The organism is Polymorphospora sp. A560, assembly GCF_045781765.1.
GTDB classification, from domain to species: Bacteria; Actinomycetota; Actinomycetes; order Mycobacteriales; family Micromonosporaceae; genus Polymorphospora; species Polymorphospora lycopeni.
Genome location: NZ_CP122282.1, coordinates 7,388,969 through 7,403,821 on the forward strand (window position 1 = coordinate 7,388,969; position 14,853 = coordinate 7,403,821).

Genomic DNA, 14,853 nt, shown 5'->3' on the forward strand with positions numbered 1-14,853 from the left:
CCGATTCAGGCAACCCCATACATCGAGGCCGCCCCCGTACGTGACCCACCTCATCCCGGCAGCCCCGCAGCGGACCGGTGGGAAAGAATGGGGCCCATGACCCCTGTCGCGATCGTCACCGGAGCGTCGAGCGGGATCGGCGCGGCGACCGCGCGGCGGCTCGCCGCCGAGGGCTTCCACGTCGTCCTGGCCGCTCGCCGGACGGACCGCCTGGAAACCCTGCTCGCCGAGATCACCACGGCTGGCGGCCGGGCGACCACGGTGGCCTGCGACGTCACGTCCGACAAGTCGGTCGCCGGCCTGGCCGAGGCGGTCGGCGACCTGCCCGGACCGGTGACCCTGCTGGTCAACAACGCCGGCGGAGCGCGTGGCCTCGACCAGATCGAGGACGCCGACGTCGGCGACTGGCAGTGGATGTACGACGTCAACGTGCTCGGCACGCTGCGGGTCACCAAGGCGCTGCTGCCCACCCTGGAACGGTCCGGCGCCGCGACGGTGGTCGTCGTCAGCTCCACCGCCGGGCTCGGCGTCTACGAGGGCGGGGGCGGCTACACGGCGGCCAAGCACGCGCAGACCGCACTGGCCGGCACGCTGCGCCTCGAACTCAACGGCCGCCCGATCCGGGTGGTCGAGATCGATCCGGGCATGGTGCGCACCGACGAGTTCGCCCTGGTCCGGTTCGACGGCGACGCGGAGCGGGCCGCCGCCGTCTACGCGGGTGTCGCCGAGCCGCTGGTCGCCGACGACGTCGCCGACTGCATCGCCTGGTGCGCCACCCGCCCGCATCACGTCAACATCGACCGTCTCGTGGTCCGGCCGCTGGCCCAGGCCGCGCAGCACAAGGTGCACCGGGTGAGCTGATGACCCGACCGCGTCGGCCGCTCGGGGTCGTCACGCGCGGCACCACCAACCCCAACCGGCTGCGCCGGGTGGACAACTGGATAGCGGCGAACTGCGCCGACGTGCTGCGCGACGCCCCCGACCCGCTCGTGGTCGACCTGGGGTACGGCGCCACCCCGGTGACCGCCGTGGAGTTGCGTGCCCGGCTGGCCGCCGCGGTGCGGCCCGACGTACGGGTGCTCGGCCTGGAGATCGATCCGGTTCGGGTGGCGGCCGCGGCGGGCGCCGCCGACCCGCCGTGGCTGACGTTCGCCCGGGGCGGGTTCGAACTGGCCGGTGCCCGGCCGGCCGTCGTACGCGCGTTCAACGTCCTGCGGCAGTACGACGAGGCCGAGGTGGCGCCGGCGTGGCGGACGATGACCGGCGCGCTCGCCCCCGGTGGGGTGGTCGTCGAGGGCACCTGTGACGAGTTGGGCCGGCTCGGATCCTGGGTGCTGCTCGACACGGCCGGTCCCCGGTCGCTGACCCTCGCCGCCAAGCTGTCCAGGCTGGACAGTCCGGGCACGGTCGCCGAACGGCTGCCGAAGGCGCTGATCCATCGCAACGTGCCCGGCGAGCCGGTGCACGACCTGCTGCGGGCGCTCGACGACGGCTGGCGTGCCGCGGCGCCGTACGCGCCGTTCGGGCCGCGGCAGCGCTGGGTGCGCGCGGTCGCGGCGATACGCGAAGCGGGCTGGCCGGTGTCGGACCGGCCAGCCCGCTGGCGGCTGGGTGAGGTGACGGTGCCGTGGTCGGCGGTCGCCCCGGCGACCGGGGGCTGACCGGACGGTCAGGCGGCCCGGCGGCGCCGGGCGATCACGAGCGCGACGGCGCCGGCGGCGAGCAGGCCGCCACCGACGGCGGCGAGCCAGGTGACCGGCGCACCGGTGTTGGGCAGCGGCGGCGGGGTGCTGGGCCGGGCCACCGGCTCCAGCACGAACGACGAGACGGCGCAGCCGCCCTGCCGGTAGGCCGGGTCGCAGTTGCTCTCGGCCGGACCACGGACGACGTTGCGCATCCGCAGGTCGCCGGGCTGCCCGGTCTTCACCGTGACCGAGTAGCTGATCACCACCGGCTCGCCGGCCGGCACGTCGCCGGTCCAGGTCAGCTCCGGTTCGGCCCAGTCGAGTCGGCCGGCCGTGGCGGTCGCGTTGCCGTCGTAGTCGGCGTCGTCGAGCACACCGGTGAGGTCGTCGACGACCTCGATGTCGTCCAGCCCCTGCCCGCTGCGCAGGATGATCTGGTAGTTGACCTTGGCTCCGGGCATGACCTGGGCGGCGTCGGCCGCCTTGGTGATGACCAGCGGGCGGGCGGCCTCCACCTGGGCCGCGTCGCCGGTCGTGGCGGCGGGGCGGTCCCCGTCGCGGTACGCCGGTTCGCCGGTGTCCGTCCCCGGGATCGGCCCAGGCCCGTCGTCGGCCGGCGCGTCACCGGTCAGGCCGGGGATGACCGGGAGGCCGGGCAGGATCGGCGCGGGCGGCGACGGTTGGGCGGCCGCGGCGACCGGCAGGATCGGTACGGACACGACGGCGGCGAGTACGGTCGCGGACAGGACGCGACGGACGGCAGAGATCTTCCCCATAACCACCGTCAACGAGCCGACCGAACTCAGGCAACGGCAAAATAAGCAAATAGTCCGTTTTAAAGCTCGCAGTTGACCAACACCGGCTCCGGATGCAGCGTCACCCCGAACCGGGCGTGCACGCCGTCGCGGATCTCGCGGGCCAGCGCCAGCAGATCGGCCGTCGTCCCGCCGCCACGGTGGGTCAGCGCCAGCGTGTGCTTGGACGAGATCGCGACGGTGCCCGGGTCGCCGTACCCCTTGGTGAAGCCGGCGCGGTCGATCAACCAGGCCGCGCTCACCTTGACCACGCCGGACGGATCGGGCCAGGACGGCGGTTCGCCGGCCGCGCCGGCCCGGCCCAGCAGAGCCTCGTACGCCGCCGCGTCGAGCACCGGGTTGGTGAAGAACGAGCCGACCGAGCGGGTGTCGGGGTCATCCGGGTCGAGCACCATGCCCTTGCCGGCCCGCAGTGCCAGCACCGCCGTACGCGCCTGCGCCAGCGGCACCCGGTCGCCGGTCGCCACCCCGAGGGCCCGGGCCAGTTCGGCGTACCGGACCGGGGCCGACAGCGGCGAGCGGGCCAGCCGGAAGTCGACCGAGAGCACCACCCGGCGGTCGCTGTGCTTGAAGACGCTTCCCCGGTAGGCGAAGCCGCAGCCGGCCGGAGCCAGCCGGACCACCTCGTCGGTCACCCGGTCGTACGCCTCGACGGCGCTGATCGTCTCGGCCACCTCCTGGCCGTACGCGCCGACGTTCTGGATCGGGGTGGCGCCGGACGACCCCGGGATGCCGGACAGGCACTCGACGCCGGACAGCCCGGCATCGATGGTGTACGCGACGAAGTCGTCCCACGGTTCACCGGCGGCGACCCGTACCGTGACGGTCTCGGCGTCCTCGGCGACGACCCGCACCCCTCGCGAGCGGACGAGCACGACGAGCCCGGGAAATCCCGCGTCGGCGACCACCACGTTGCTGCCGCCGGCGAGAATCAGAACCGGCTGATCGTCGAACGCCGCCTCTCGTATGCTTTGCACGGTTTCAGCGGCGTCGCCAACGGTTAAAAATCGGCGGGACGGGCCACCGAGCCGCAGGGTCGTGTAGGCGGCCAGGGATCGGGGGCTGGTCGGTTCACCGGTGGTCGGCGCTTCTGCACTAACGTCGGGCACGCTGTTCACCCTAGGCTGGAAGCAGCCTGGCGAGGCACGGACGGTCGGTCGTCCTGGAGGAAATGGCGATGAGCAGACTGCACGGCACCAAGGATTTCTGGATCGGCGGACTGCGCGCCGAGGGCCCCGCGTTCCGCGCCGCGATCACCGAGGCCGCCCCCGACGCGCCGGTGCCGTCGTGTCCTGACTGGACCGTCACCGACCTCGTGCACCACCTCGGATCCTTCTACGGGTGGGTGGCCGGCGTGGTGGGTTCCGGCAGCACCGAGCAGCCGGCGGCACCGGCCGGGCCGGAGGGCCTGCCGGCCGGGGTCGCGGCGATCGACTGGTGGCAGCAGGAGTTCGACCGCCTCATCAACCTGCTCGACGGCCTCGACGCCGAGGCGCCGGCGTGGAACTGGGCGCCGCAGCCGAAGCGGGTCGGGTTCTGGCACCGTCGCGTCGCGCACGAGACCGCCCTTCGCCGGTGGGACGCCCAGACGGCGATCGTCTCGGTCGAACCGATCGAGGCCAAGCTCGCCGCCGACGGGGTGTCCGAACTGCTGGACACCTGGCTGCCGGCCGGGCGGCGGCTCTCGACCGAGCCGCGGCACGGTGTGGCGCAACTCGTCGCGACCGACGCCGACCAGGAGTGGTACCTGCGGCTGCGGGGCGAGGGCGTCGCACTGCTCGACACCGACACGATCCTGGACAGTGACGACCCGCACGCGCGGCTGCACGCGACCGGCACGGCGAGCGACCTGCTGCTCGCCCTCTGGGGCCGGATCGGCTTCGACGTGATCGACGTGACCGGTGACGCGACCCTCCTGACCGCTCTGCGCACCGGCTGATCCCGACCTCTTCCCCCGCTTCGAACCCGCCCTTCGTGGGCGGGTTCCTCGGCACCGCGCGGGCAACTTTCTGGGAGCGCTCTCTTGACGCCTGGCCACGCTCGGTCCACCCTTTCGTGAGAGCGCTCTCCTACTAGATACTCGATGCCGGAGGTCGAACACCACCACGACAAAGGGGCACAATGCGTTCGCCTCCGCCACCGCTCGTGTTCGTCGTACTCGGCCGCCAGATCATCGGCGACATCATGGAAGGTGCCGTGAAAGCTTGAGCAACCAACGAGTGACCACGTCCGGCGACACCGGCCAGGCACTGCTCGACCGGGCCCCGGCCGCCGTCCGGTTCCCCGAGGGCTTCGTCTGGGGGGCGGCCACCGCCGCGTACCAGATCGAGGGTGCCGCCCGCGACGACGGTCGCGGTCCGTCGATCTGGGACACCTTCAGCCGTACGCCGGGCAAGGTGCACGCTGGACACACCGGCGACGTCGCCTGCGACCACTACCACCGCTACCGCGACGACGTCGCCCTGATGGCGGAGCTCGGTCTGGCCAGCTACCGCTTCTCGGTGGCGTGGCCGCGGATCCAGCCCGACGGCAGCGGCCCGGTCAACCCCCGCGGGCTCGACTTCTACGACCGGCTCGTCGACGAACTGCTCGGTCGGGGCATCGACCCGATCGTCACCCTCTACCACTGGGACCTGCCGCAGCCCCTGGAAGACCGGGGCGGCTGGACCAACCGGGAGACCGCGGAGCACTTCGCCGGCTACGCCACCGCCGTGTACGGCCGGCTCGCCGACCGGGTCCGGACCTGGACCACGCTCAACGAACCGTGGTGCTCGGCGTACCTGGGCTACGGCAACGGGGTGCACGCGCCGGGCCGGCAGGACCCGGCGGCGGCCTTCGCGGCAGTACACCACCTGCTGCTCGCCCACGGGCTCGGCGCGCAGGCGCTGCGGGCGGCCGGGGCGACCACCGTCGGCATCACCGTCAACCCGGCCGCGGTGGTCCCCGCCGACCCGGACAGCGCCGCCGACCAACGCGCCGTACGGCTCGTCGACGGCCTGCACAACCGGATCTTCCTCGACCCGCTGCTGCGCGGCGGCTACCCCGCCGACGTGCTCGAACACGTCGCCCGGTTCACCGATCTCGACTTCCTGCGCGACGGCGACGAGCAGATCATCGGCGGCCCGGTCGACCTGCTGGGCATCAACTACTACGCGCCCACCTACGTCGCGGCCCGCCCCGGTGCCCCCGGGGGTGACGGCGCCTACCCCGGCACCGAGGGGATCGAGTTCCTGCCGCCGGTCGGGCCGCTGACCGACATGGGCTGGATGATCGAACCGTCCGGGCTGACCGCGCTGCTCGAACGCATCGGCCGCGACTATCCCGGGGTGCCGCTGTTCGTGACCGAGAACGGCGCCGCGTTCCCCGACCGGCCCGAGGGTGACCGGGTCCCGGACCCGGACCGGATCGGCTATCTCGACGGACACCTGCGCGCGGCACACGAGGCCATCGCCCGGGGCGTCGATCTGCGCGGCTATCTCGTATGGTCATTGCTGGACAACTTCGAATGGGCCGAGGGCTACGACAAGCGCTTCGGCATCGTCCACGTCGACTACCTGAGCCAGCGGCGGACGCCGAAGGACAGTGCGCGGTGGTTCCAGGAGGTGATCCGCCGCAACGGGCTGGAAGGATGAGAGCCACATGACGACTGCACGGGAACGGCCCACGCTGGAGGCGGTGGCGCGCCGCGCCGGTGTCTCCCGGGCAACCGTTTCACGCGTCGTCAACGGCTCGACCACGGTCGCCGAACCGATCCAGGAAGCGGTCCGCCGGGCGGTCCAGGAACTCGGGTACGTACCCAACCTGGCGGCCCGCAGCCTGGTCACCCAGCGCACCGACTCGATCGCGCTGGTGCTGCCCGAGACGGCGACCCGGGTCTTCTCCGACGACCAGTTCTTCCCCGGCATCATCCGCGGCGTCAGCCAGGAGCTGGAGGCCGCCGACAAGCAACTGGTGCTGATGATCGCCGGCTCGGCGGCGAGCCACGCCCGGGTCGAGCGCTACGCGACCGGGCGGCACGTCGACGGCGTGATGTTCGCGTCGGTGCACGGCGCCGACCCGCTCCCGGCGACCCTCGTGCGCTCCGGCATCCCCGTGGTGTGCAGCGGGCGGCCGATGGGCCAGGTCACCGTGCCGGTGCCGTACGTCGACGTCGACCACATCGGCGGTGTCGCGAAGGCGGTCCGGCACCTGTTGGAGACGGGCCGGCGGCGGATCGCCACCATCGCCGGCCCGCAGGACATGATCGCCGGCATCGACCGGCTCGCCGGCTACCGGGACGAGCTGCGCGACTCGGGCCGTCGATCGCTGATCGCGGTCGGCGACTTCACCCGGGAGTCCGGCGGGCTGGCCATGCGGCAGCTGCTCGACGACGACCCCGACCTCGACGCGGTCTTCGTCGCCTCCGACCTGATGGCGCACGGCGCGCTGCGTACGCTGCGCGAGGCCGGCCGCCGGGTGCCGGAGGACGTCGCCGTGGTCGGCTTCGACGACATCGAGATGGCCCGCTACACCGACCCGCCGCTGACCACGGTGCGCCAGCCGATCCAGGAGATGGGGCGGGAGATGACCCGCCAACTGTTGCGAATGGCTGCCGGTGAGGACATCGGGCACGCGGTCGTGCTGCCGACCGAGCTGGTGCTGCGCGAGTCGGCCTGAGTCCGGGGCGGCTCAGCCGGCCGCGTGCACCCGCCGCGCGACCGCGTACGTCGGCGCGTCGAAGAGGACCAGCCGGGCCGAGGTGACCTGTGCCGGCCCGGCATTGCGCAGTACGGCGAGCGCCTGCCGGACCGCGTCCTCGACCGGCCAGCGGTAGACGCCGGACGAGATCAACGGAAAGGCGACCGAGGCGGCGCCGAGGTCGTCGGCGACCCGCAGCGAGTTGGCGTAGCAGTCGCGCAGCAGGGCCGACCGGTCCTCGTCGGCCGACCAGACCGGCCCGACGGTGTGCACGACCCAGCGGGCCGGCAACCGGCCGGCCGTGGTGGCGACCGCCTGCCCGGTCGGCAGGCCGCGCCCGTACCGGGACGCCCGCAGGGCCCGACACTCGGCGAGGATGTCGGGGCCGCCCCGCCGGTGGATGGCGCCGTCGACACCACCGCCACCGAGCAGCGACGAGTTGGCCGCGTTGACGATCGCGTCCACCCGCTGCGCGGTGATGTCACCCTCGGTCAGGACGATCTCCATGCGGCCATCCTCCCGCGCCTCGGCCGGCGCGGACCACTCAGGGCCGGGCCGTGGCCGACGGCACCGGGGACGCCGTGCTGCTGGGAGTGCCGGTCGGCTCGCCGGTGACCTCCGGCGCGGGGCTGGTCGTGGGGGCCGGCGACGACGGTGTCGGGGACGGCTCGACCGGCGACTCCGACGGTTCGGCCGGGGTCGCCGTCGGGCTCGGGTCCGGGGTGGGTTCGGTGGGGACCACCGACGGCGACGGTATCCAGACCGGCTGGCTCGGCGTGGGCACGGCGCGGGTCGGCGCCGCGCCCATGGTGCCGGCTCCGCCCCGTTCGGCCGGTGGCGCCGGAACCTCACCGGCCCAGATCCAGCCGCCCCAGATCGCGACCGGCAAGCCAATTACAACGATGATCCCGAATATCACTTTCGGTGGTATACGCACACTAAATCACCGTTCTTCGGGTGCCGAAGGTTACGGCATCATGGCCGATATGCACGTACTACTTGCCGGAGTGGTGGGGTCGACCGCGTACGGCCTCAGCCGCCCCGGCTCGGACGTCGACCGGCTCGGCGTCTTCGCCGCCCCCACGGTCGCCTTCCACGGGCTGCACCCGCCCCGCGAGTCGATCGTGACCACCGCCCCCGACAGCACGCTGCACGAAGCGGCCAAATGGTGCCGGCTCGCCCTGAGCGGGAACCCCACCGCCACCGAACTCGCCTGGCTACCCGACGACCTCTACGACACCCGTACGCCGTGGGGCGACGAGCTGATCGCCATCCGGACGGCGTTCCTGTCCGCGCCCCGGGTCCGCGACGCCTACCTCGGCTACGCCGGCCAGCAGTTCCGCCGGCTCGCCGGCCGGGGCGACGGCAGCTTCTCCGCCGACACCCGCCGGCGTACGGCCAAGCACGCCCGGCACCTGGCCCGGCTGCTGCACCAGGGACGTCTGCTCTACGCCACCGGGCGGCTGGAGATCCGGCTCACCGAGCCGGCCCGCTTCGTCGAGTTCGGTGAGCGCGTCGCCGCCGGCGACCTCGACCTGGCGCAACGGCTGCTGGAGTCGACCACCCGCGAGTTCGACGCGATCCGGACCCCACTGCCGGACCGGCCGGACGAGACCACCGTGGAGCGCTGGCTGCTGGCCGTACGCGCCGACCACCTGCCCGCGCCGGTGGAGGGTGCCCGCCCGGCTAGTTGAGGAAGGTGGAGATCCGGTCGCGCAGGTCGGCGCGGTTGGTCCAGAAGACGCCGGGCCGGTCGTAGACGTGCAACTCGGCCTTCGGCAGGGCGGCCGCGAGCGCCTCGGCGGCCGCCACCGGATGCAGGTCGTCGCCGACGCAGCCGATCACCAGCGCCCGGGCGGTCACCCGGGACAGCGCGGCCCGGTCGGGAACCGCCACCTCGCCGGTCAGGTCGGCAAGTTCCGGGGCGAGCCCGTCGCGCATCAACTGGTCGATGCGCTGCCGCAGGTAGGCCCAGGAGGCCGGGGTGTTGCGGACGGCCGGCGGGATCTCCGCCGAGAGCACGTCGGCGACGGCCGAGATGTCTCCCACGCCCACCGCGTCGAGCAGGTGGTGCAGCCGCTCGGTCGAGGCGGGTGGCCTCGCCTCGTCGAGCACCGCCGGCAGGAAGAAGACGACCCGCTCGAACCGCTCGGGGCTCTCGGTCAACAGCCGGCCGAGCGCGCCGGCACCGAGGCTGACCCCGACGGCCCGCCCGGCGTTGGACAGGTCGGCGACCGCCCGGAGGTCACGGGCCAGGTCACGGTAGGTCCACGGCCCTGGCGGGGCGTCCGAGCGGCCGTGCCCGCGGAACTGGAAGAAGACCTTGCTCCCGGTCACCGCGCTGCCCAGCGGCCGGGTGGTGGCGATGCCGCTGCCGAACCCGTGGGCGAAGACGGTCACCGGCCGCCCACTGCCGGTGACCAGGCGTTCGAGCCGTGCGCCGTGCGGGGTGGTGACGATCTCGGTCGCCGGTTCGGGCAACGCCGGCCGGCCGGTGCGGGGTGCGCTCGGCCCGGGGCCGTAGGTCCGCGGGCCACCATCGGGTGGCGGTGGCCAGCGGAAATCCCTCACCAGAAGCCTTTGCCGTCGGTCATATCTCGCAGGCCGGCCCGGACGTCGAGCAGGTAGACCAGGGAGGCGGCGATGCCGATCAGGCCGAAGATGTTGATCGCCTGGAAGAAGAGCAGGGTCAGCAGGAGGCAGACGCCGAGGATGGCGAGCCAGGCGCCCTTGGGCAGGGTGCCGATGGCCGGGAACGCGTCGCCGCGCTGGGTGAGGCAGTGGACGAAGGCGACCCCCTGCACAACCAGGGCAAACACGAGCAGTACCAGCTCGATGACGGTACGCACATCGTAGATGAAGATCGGCGCGGCGTGGTCCATGGGAACAGCTTATGCCGGCGGCCCCGGCCGCGTGGAACACGCGGGCCGGGGCCGTCGACCATACGTCACTTGCTGGTGGGGCGGGTCCGCTTTGCCGGCTTCGCGGCCGGGGCGGCGACGTCGGCCGGGGTGGCGACGTCGGCGGGGGTAGCGACGGCCGCCGGGGTGGCTGTCACCTCGGCCGGCGCCTCGGTCGCCTCGATGTCGGCGTTGACCGTGTCGGCGGCCCGGACGACCCGGGTGCCGACGACGCGCTCGCCGTGGGCGACGAGGAGTCCGTAGACGGCGACCGCGCGCTCCTGGGCCGCCTGGGCGCCGGCCACGACGGCGGCGGCGTTACGCATGGCCGCCTCGCGCAGCCGCTCGACGTCGACGTCGGTCGCGGTGGCCTTGTCGCGCAGGGTGGTGGCGGTCGTGTTGGCGTTGCGCAGGGTGGCCGCGGCCTTGTCGCGCAGTTCGAAGGTGGTGACGACCGCCTTGCCGCTCAGCTCGTTGACGACGGCGGGCAGCTTGCGCAGTTGCTGGTAGGCGAGTTCGCCCGCACCGGCGGCAGCGTAGAGCGGGGTGGGAATCCGGGTCGTCTTCGGCTGGGTCATGGCTTCTCCTCTTCGGCCGCCGGGGCGGCGGCCTCGCTGATCGCCTTCTGGGCGATCTTCTTCGCGGGCTCAGGGGTCTCGGTGGTCGGCGCGGGCGTGGCGCCGGTCTCGGTCACGGCCACGGATTCGAGTACGCCGTCGGCCGGTGCCCCGGCGGGCGGTGTCTTCTCGAGGTCGGCCTTACCCGGCGTGGGCCGGTTCAGCTCCGTGTCGGCCGGCTCGTCGGACCGGCCGGCGGCCCGGTCCTCCTCGGCCTGGCGGGCGTTCTCCCGGCGGAACGTCTCGTAGATCTGGCTCAGCGACTGCTTCTGCGCGATCGTCAGGTCGGGGTCGGTGGCGATGGCCGCCAGCACCCCTTCCCCCTCGGCATCGAGCAGGCCGGCCCGCAGGTAGAGCATCGGGGCCGAGACCCGCAGGGCGCTGGCGAGCTGCTGGAGCACCTCGGCGCTCGGCTTACGCAACCCGCGCTCGATCTGGCTCAGGTAGGGATTGCTCACCCCGGCCTGGTCGGCGAGCTGGCGCATCGAGATCCGCGCGTTGTGACGCAGGTCGCGGATGAAGCCGCCGATGTCGCGGGGCAGGTCCTTGCGACTGGGCATGAAACCGAAGGTAGCGCCGACTGCTTGCTCCTGCAAGCGAAACGCTAGCCAGAGTTAGCGACTTCACCCGGCCAGCGTCTCCAGTTTCCCGCAGTCCCGCACTCCTCACCCGACATTTCGCCGTATGGCGGGAAAAAGGCTGCGGGGTGGCGCGGAAGGCGGCGGAATCGCGGGAAACGCGCCGGTCACCAGAGGGTGCGGACTCCGCCCACCCGGTCCCCACCGCCGTACAGCGCGGACTCCGCCAGCTCGTCCAGGACCGGGGCACTGATCCCGAGCCGGCGCAGCGCGGCGACCAGCACCGGTGGGCGCGCACGCTGCCCACCGTCGTCGATTTTGCAGGCGACCGCGCCGGTCCCGGGCAGCGCCACCGCCATCACCCCCTCCGCCCCGACCTTGGTCAACAGACCGGGCACGCCGCGCATGAGCCGGTTGTCCTCGGCTTCCGCGGCGGTCCCGGAAACCAGCTCGGGGTGGGCCCGCATCGCGTCCGCCACGGCACGCTCGACCGTGCCGGGCGCCGCGGACACCAGCCGGTGGAAGGCGGTGGCCAGCCCGGTCAGCGACACCGCCAGCACCGGGGCGGCGCACCCGTCGACCCCGGTCGCGGCGACCCGTTCCCCGGTGAACTCCTCGACCGCCGCCCGCAGCCGCCGCTGCAACGGATGCTCCGGAAGCCAGTAGCCGTCGACCGGCCAGCCGGCCGCCCGGCAGGTCAACAGCATCCCGGCGTGCTTGCCCGAGCAGTTCATCTGGATCCGGGTCGGCCCGCCACCGGCCCGCAGCACCGCCTCGGCCGCCGCCGGCCCGATCGGCATCGCGCGCGGGCAGTGCAGGTCCGCCTCGGTCAGCCCGGCCCGGCGCAGCAGCCCCGCGACCCGGTCCAGGTGGAACGGCTCACCGTGGTGACTGGCGGAGATCAACGCCAGGTCGGCCGGATCGGTCACCGGCAACCCGGCGCGCAACATCCCGACCGACTGCAACGGCTTGACCGACGACCGGGGAAAGATGGGCCCCCGTACGTCCCCGGCGGCGTCGGACACCGACCCGGTCGCGTCGAGCACCACGACCGAGCCGTGGTGGAAGCCCTCCACGAAGCCGGACCGGACCACCTCGGCGAGCCGGACGCCGCCGGCGTACCCGCCGGGGTGAGTCACGGCCGGGCCGGGATGCCGAACAGCTCACGGGCCGCGGCCGCCGTCATCGGCGGCCGCTCGGCGAGCCGGGCGAAGCCCACCGCCCGCGCGACAAGCTGCATGTTCGAGTCGACCGGACGCCCCTTGGCGTACGTCAGGGTGTCCTCCATGCCGACCCGCAGGTGACCGCCGGTCGACAGCGCGGCGAGCATCACCGGGATCGTGGTGCGGCCGACCCCGGTGGCCGAGAACGTGGTGCCCTCAGGCAGGTCACGCACCGCCTGGCGGCACGCCACCAGCGCCTCGGTCGTGCCCGGCATCCCGCCCGGCACCCCCATCACGAAGTCGACGTGCACGTGGCCGCCGGCCGGCAGGCCGTACTTGCCGAGGAGGCGCTGGAGGGCGGTCAGGTGGCCGAGGTCGAAGATCTCGTACTCCGGCACGACGCCGCGCTCCTGCATGCGCGTGTGCAGGTCGACGATGAACTCCCAGCGGTTGAGGAAGACGTCGTCGCCGAAGTTGACCGTGCCCATCGTGCACGACGCCATGTCGGGCGCGGCGTCGAGTACGGCCAGCCGGGCGGCCTCCGGGTCGGTGACCGCCCCGCCACTGGACAGTTGCACGACCAGGTCGGTCGACTCGCGCAGCGCGGCGACCGTGGCCCGCAGCCGGCCGATGTCGAGGGTGGGCCGGGCCTCGTCGTCGCGGATGTGGACGTGGATCACGGCGGCGCCGAGTGCCTCGCACTCCTTCGCCGTGACCACCAGCTCGTCGATGGTCACCGGGAGCGCCGGTACGTCAGCCTTGCTGGACTCGGCACCGGTCGGTGCCACCGTGATCAACGTCGTTGTCGTCATGCCGCTGATACTAGGGCCGGTTCTCCCAGGTGCCGGAAACCATGTCGGGTCACCGCCACCTGGCATCTCACGCCACCCGGCTCGGCTCCGGCACCGGATCGATGGCGGCGGCGGACTCGCCGACCGTCAGCCGCGCGTCGTCGGCGACGTTGCGCTTGACCACGGCCAGCGCGACCATGCCCAGCTCGAAGTGGCGTACGGCGGTGCCGACGAACCCGACCGTCCGGCCGTCGTCGGTGGTGACCGGGGTGCCCTTGGCCGGCGGCTGGTCGGTGGCCACCCCGTCGAGGTGCAGCAGCACCAGCCGGCGCGGCGGTCGGCCGAGGTTGTGCACCCGGGCCACCGTCTCCTGGCCCCGGTAGCACCCCTTGTCGAGGTGTACGGCCGGCGCCACCAGGTCGATCTCGGCGGGAATGGTGCGGTGGTCGGTCTCGAAGCCGACCCGGGGGATGCGGGCGGCGACCCGGATCGCCTCGTACGCCCACAGCCCGGCGGCCGGCACGCCGGCGGCGGTCAGCCGGCCGGCCACCTCGTCGACGGAACCCCGGGGCACGAGCAGGTCGACGCCGAGCGGCCCGCGTCGGGCCCACCCGCCGGTGGGCAGCGGCCGTACGGCGTATCGGCTGGTGGGGCGGGATGGCACGGAGCCGGCGGCGAACTTGGCGGCCGGGACGCCGAGGGTGTCGGGGTCGGTGAGCCTGTCGACGCCGAGCGTCGCGGCGGCCTGCGCCGCGCGCGGGCCGACCAGCGACAGCACGGCCCACTCGGCGGTGGCGTCGCGGGGCTCGACCCGGGTGAAGAACCGCATCTTCTCCAGGAAGCCGAGCAGTTCGCCGGCGGCCGGCCCGGGCTCGGTGTCGAGCCAGGTGGTGCCGTCGAGTTCGGCGACCAGCGCGTGGTGCTCGACGTGCCCGTGCGGGGAGAGGACGAGCAGTTCGCTGCCCTGCCCGTCGGCCAGCGCGGCGAGATGCTGGGTGGTGATGGTGTGCAGCCAGCTCACCCGTTCCTCGCCGGGTACGGCCAGCACGCCGCGGTTGGAGCGGTCGACCAGTCCGACGTCGGTCGCCAACGCCCGCTGCTCCCGGTTGGGGTCGCCGTAGTGGGCGGCGACGCCGACGTCGGGTGACTCCTCGTCGATGGCCCCGACCGCCACCGCCCCTGGTAGATCGATCATTCCTGCTCCCCACACTTCACGCAGACCCCGAAGAACGACACGTGCCCGATGTCGACCCGGAACCCCCGCTGCGCCGCCAACTGTTCGGCCAGCGGCATCAGCGTCGCCGGGTCGATCTCGTCGACCTCGCCGCACGACCGGCACACCAGGTGGGCATGCTGGTCGGCGCCGGCCGGGTGGTAGGTCGGCGACCCGTGCGACAGGTGCGTATGGGTAACCAGTCCCAGCTCTTCGAGTAGTTCCAGGGTGCGGTAGATAGTGGTGATGTTCACGCCCGCGGCGACCTCACGGACGGCGTTGTGCACCTGCTCCGGGGTTCCGTGCCCCAGGTCGTGCACGGCTTCGAGGATCAGCTGCCGCTGCGCGGTGAGCCGCAGCCCCCGCGACCGCAGCACTTCGGCGAGCGATGTGTCCGACACGGCCCGATCATAG

18 protein-coding genes are annotated in these 14,853 nt (G+C 73.1%); 6 read left to right on the forward strand and 12 right to left on the reverse strand.

Features of this window, described 5'->3' with window-relative positions; translation table 11 throughout:
• Nucleotides 1–96: 96 nt before the first annotated feature.
• Both QCD66_RS33300 and QCD66_RS33305 read left to right on the forward strand, forming a co-directional pair.
• Nucleotides 97–861: an SDR family oxidoreductase gene (locus QCD66_RS33300; RefSeq protein ID WP_364211324.1), complete on the forward strand. Its 765-nt coding sequence runs from the start codon at nt 97–99 to the stop codon at nt 859–861.
• Nucleotides 861–1,661, forward strand: a complete 801-nt coding sequence (locus QCD66_RS33305; RefSeq protein ID WP_375733735.1) for a class I SAM-dependent methyltransferase — start codon at nt 861–863, stop codon at nt 1,659–1,661. The genes QCD66_RS33300 and QCD66_RS33305 overlap by 1 nt, the downstream gene beginning before the upstream one ends.
• Before the next feature lie 8 nt (nt 1,662–1,669).
• On the opposite strand, the gene QCD66_RS33310 is transcribed toward QCD66_RS33305, so the two are convergent.
• Both QCD66_RS33310 and QCD66_RS33315 read right to left on the reverse strand, forming a co-directional pair.
• Nucleotides 1,670–2,461, reverse strand: a complete 792-nt coding sequence (locus tag QCD66_RS33310) for an LPXTG cell wall anchor domain-containing protein (protein ID WP_375733736.1) — start codon at nt 2,459–2,461, stop codon at nt 1,670–1,672.
• A 59-nt stretch (nt 2,462–2,520) separates the two neighbouring features.
• Complete coding sequence (locus QCD66_RS33315; RefSeq protein WP_375733737.1) at nt 2,521–3,609, reverse strand: UDP-N-acetylmuramate dehydrogenase; 1,089 nt, start codon at nt 3,607–3,609, stop codon at nt 2,521–2,523.
• A gap of 68 nt (nt 3,610–3,677) precedes the next feature.
• Between QCD66_RS33315 and QCD66_RS33320 the strand changes: the two genes are divergently transcribed.
• The 3 genes from QCD66_RS33320 (at nt 3,678) to QCD66_RS33330 (ending at nt 7,156) form a co-directional block, all read left to right on the forward strand.
• Nucleotides 3,678–4,439 (forward strand): maleylpyruvate isomerase family mycothiol-dependent enzyme, encoded by a 762-nt coding sequence (locus tag QCD66_RS33320; RefSeq protein WP_364211312.1) that lies wholly within the window; start codon nt 3,678–3,680, stop codon nt 4,437–4,439.
• 310 nt (nt 4,440–4,749) lie between these two features.
• On the forward strand, nt 4,750–6,132 hold the full coding sequence (locus QCD66_RS33325; RefSeq protein WP_375733753.1) for a GH1 family beta-glucosidase: 1,383 nt from the start codon (nt 4,750–4,752) through the stop codon (nt 6,130–6,132).
• A gap of 7 nt (nt 6,133–6,139) precedes the next feature.
• The gene (locus QCD66_RS33330; protein WP_357535548.1) at nt 6,140–7,156 is read left to right on the forward strand and encodes a LacI family DNA-binding transcriptional regulator; all 1,017 of its coding nucleotides are present in this window, start codon (nt 6,140–6,142) and stop codon (nt 7,154–7,156) included.
• A 12-nt stretch (nt 7,157–7,168) separates the two neighbouring features.
• Here the strand turns inward: QCD66_RS33330 and QCD66_RS33335 are convergent, their stop codons facing one another.
• Both QCD66_RS33335 and QCD66_RS33340 read right to left on the reverse strand, forming a co-directional pair.
• Complete coding sequence (locus tag QCD66_RS33335) at nt 7,169–7,684, reverse strand: O-acetyl-ADP-ribose deacetylase (RefSeq protein ID WP_364211308.1); 516 nt, start codon at nt 7,682–7,684, stop codon at nt 7,169–7,171.
• 37 nt (nt 7,685–7,721) lie between these two features.
• Nucleotides 7,722–8,066, reverse strand: a complete 345-nt coding sequence (locus QCD66_RS33340) for a hypothetical protein (protein ID WP_375733738.1) — start codon at nt 8,064–8,066, stop codon at nt 7,722–7,724.
• 88 nt (nt 8,067–8,154) lie between these two features.
• On the opposite strand from QCD66_RS33340, the gene QCD66_RS33345 reads away from it, so the two are divergent.
• The gene (locus QCD66_RS33345) at nt 8,155–8,871 is read left to right on the forward strand and encodes a DNA polymerase beta superfamily protein (RefSeq protein WP_375733739.1); all 717 of its coding nucleotides are present in this window, start codon (nt 8,155–8,157) and stop codon (nt 8,869–8,871) included.
• On the opposite strand, the gene QCD66_RS33350 is transcribed toward QCD66_RS33345, so the two are convergent.
• The 8 genes from QCD66_RS33350 to QCD66_RS33385 form a co-directional block, all read right to left on the reverse strand.
• On the reverse strand, nt 8,864–9,748 hold the full coding sequence (locus tag QCD66_RS33350) for an alpha/beta fold hydrolase (protein ID WP_375733740.1): 885 nt from the start codon (nt 9,746–9,748) through the stop codon (nt 8,864–8,866). The genes QCD66_RS33345 and QCD66_RS33350 overlap by 8 nt on opposite strands.
• On the reverse strand, nt 9,745–10,059 hold the full coding sequence (locus QCD66_RS33355) for a DUF2516 family protein (RefSeq protein ID WP_357535538.1): 315 nt from the start codon (nt 10,057–10,059) through the stop codon (nt 9,745–9,747). Before QCD66_RS33355 ends, QCD66_RS33350 begins: the two co-directional genes overlap by 4 nt.
• A gap of 65 nt (nt 10,060–10,124) precedes the next feature.
• The gene (locus QCD66_RS33360) at nt 10,125–10,655 is read right to left on the reverse strand and encodes a hypothetical protein (protein WP_375733741.1); all 531 of its coding nucleotides are present in this window, start codon (nt 10,653–10,655) and stop codon (nt 10,125–10,127) included.
• Entirely contained in the window at nt 10,652–11,254 is a 603-nt protein-coding gene (locus QCD66_RS33365) for a helix-turn-helix domain-containing protein (protein WP_375733742.1), read from the reverse strand. The genes QCD66_RS33360 and QCD66_RS33365 overlap by 4 nt, the downstream gene beginning before the upstream one ends.
• A gap of 185 nt (nt 11,255–11,439) precedes the next feature.
• Nucleotides 11,440–12,411, reverse strand: coding sequence for an asparaginase (locus tag QCD66_RS33370; protein WP_375733743.1), 972 nt, complete (start codon nt 12,409–12,411; stop codon nt 11,440–11,442).
• Nucleotides 12,408–13,247 (reverse strand): 3-keto-5-aminohexanoate cleavage protein, encoded by an 840-nt coding sequence (locus tag QCD66_RS33375; protein WP_375733744.1) that lies wholly within the window; start codon nt 13,245–13,247, stop codon nt 12,408–12,410. The genes QCD66_RS33370 and QCD66_RS33375 overlap by 4 nt, the downstream gene beginning before the upstream one ends.
• A 67-nt stretch (nt 13,248–13,314) precedes the next feature.
• Nucleotides 13,315–14,421: a YgfZ/GcvT domain-containing protein gene (locus tag QCD66_RS33380; protein WP_375733745.1), complete on the reverse strand. Its 1,107-nt coding sequence runs from the start codon at nt 14,419–14,421 to the stop codon at nt 13,315–13,317.
• Nucleotides 14,418–14,840, reverse strand: a complete 423-nt coding sequence (locus QCD66_RS33385) for a Fur family transcriptional regulator (protein WP_357535528.1) — start codon at nt 14,838–14,840, stop codon at nt 14,418–14,420. Before QCD66_RS33385 ends, QCD66_RS33380 begins: the two co-directional genes overlap by 4 nt.
• Between the last annotated feature and the right edge of the window lie 13 nt (nt 14,841–14,853).

Excerpts from the sequence above, each read along its gene's own strand:
- QCD66_RS33345 (WP_375733739.1), top strand. The coding sequence starts at position 8,155 with ATGGCCGATATGCACGTACTACTTGCCGGAGTGGTGGGGTCGACCGCG.
- QCD66_RS33375 (WP_375733744.1), bottom strand. The coding sequence starts at position 13,247 with ATGACGACAACGACGTTGATCACGGTGGCACCGACCGGTGCCGAGTCC.
- QCD66_RS33305 (WP_375733735.1), top strand. The coding sequence starts at position 861 with ATGACCCGACCGCGTCGGCCGCTCGGGGTCGTCACGCGCGGCACCACC.
- QCD66_RS33310 (WP_375733736.1), bottom strand. The coding sequence starts at position 2,461 with ATGGGGAAGATCTCTGCCGTCCGTCGCGTCCTGTCCGCGACCGTACTC.
- QCD66_RS33380 (WP_375733745.1), bottom strand. The coding sequence starts at position 14,421 with ATGATCGATCTACCAGGGGCGGTGGCGGTCGGGGCCATCGACGAGGAG.
- QCD66_RS33365 (WP_375733742.1), bottom strand. The coding sequence starts at position 11,254 with ATGCCCAGTCGCAAGGACCTGCCCCGCGACATCGGCGGCTTCATCCGC.
- QCD66_RS33330 (WP_357535548.1), top strand. The coding sequence starts at position 6,140 with ATGACGACTGCACGGGAACGGCCCACGCTGGAGGCGGTGGCGCGCCGC.
- QCD66_RS33300 (WP_364211324.1), top strand. The coding sequence starts at position 97 with ATGACCCCTGTCGCGATCGTCACCGGAGCGTCGAGCGGGATCGGCGCG.
- QCD66_RS33355 (WP_357535538.1), bottom strand. The coding sequence starts at position 10,059 with ATGGACCACGCCGCGCCGATCTTCATCTACGATGTGCGTACCGTCATC.
- QCD66_RS33335 (WP_364211308.1), bottom strand. The coding sequence starts at position 7,684 with ATGGAGATCGTCCTGACCGAGGGTGACATCACCGCGCAGCGGGTGGAC.
- QCD66_RS33360 (WP_375733741.1), bottom strand. The coding sequence starts at position 10,655 with ATGACCCAGCCGAAGACGACCCGGATTCCCACCCCGCTCTACGCTGCC.
- QCD66_RS33320 (WP_364211312.1), top strand. The coding sequence starts at position 3,678 with ATGAGCAGACTGCACGGCACCAAGGATTTCTGGATCGGCGGACTGCGC.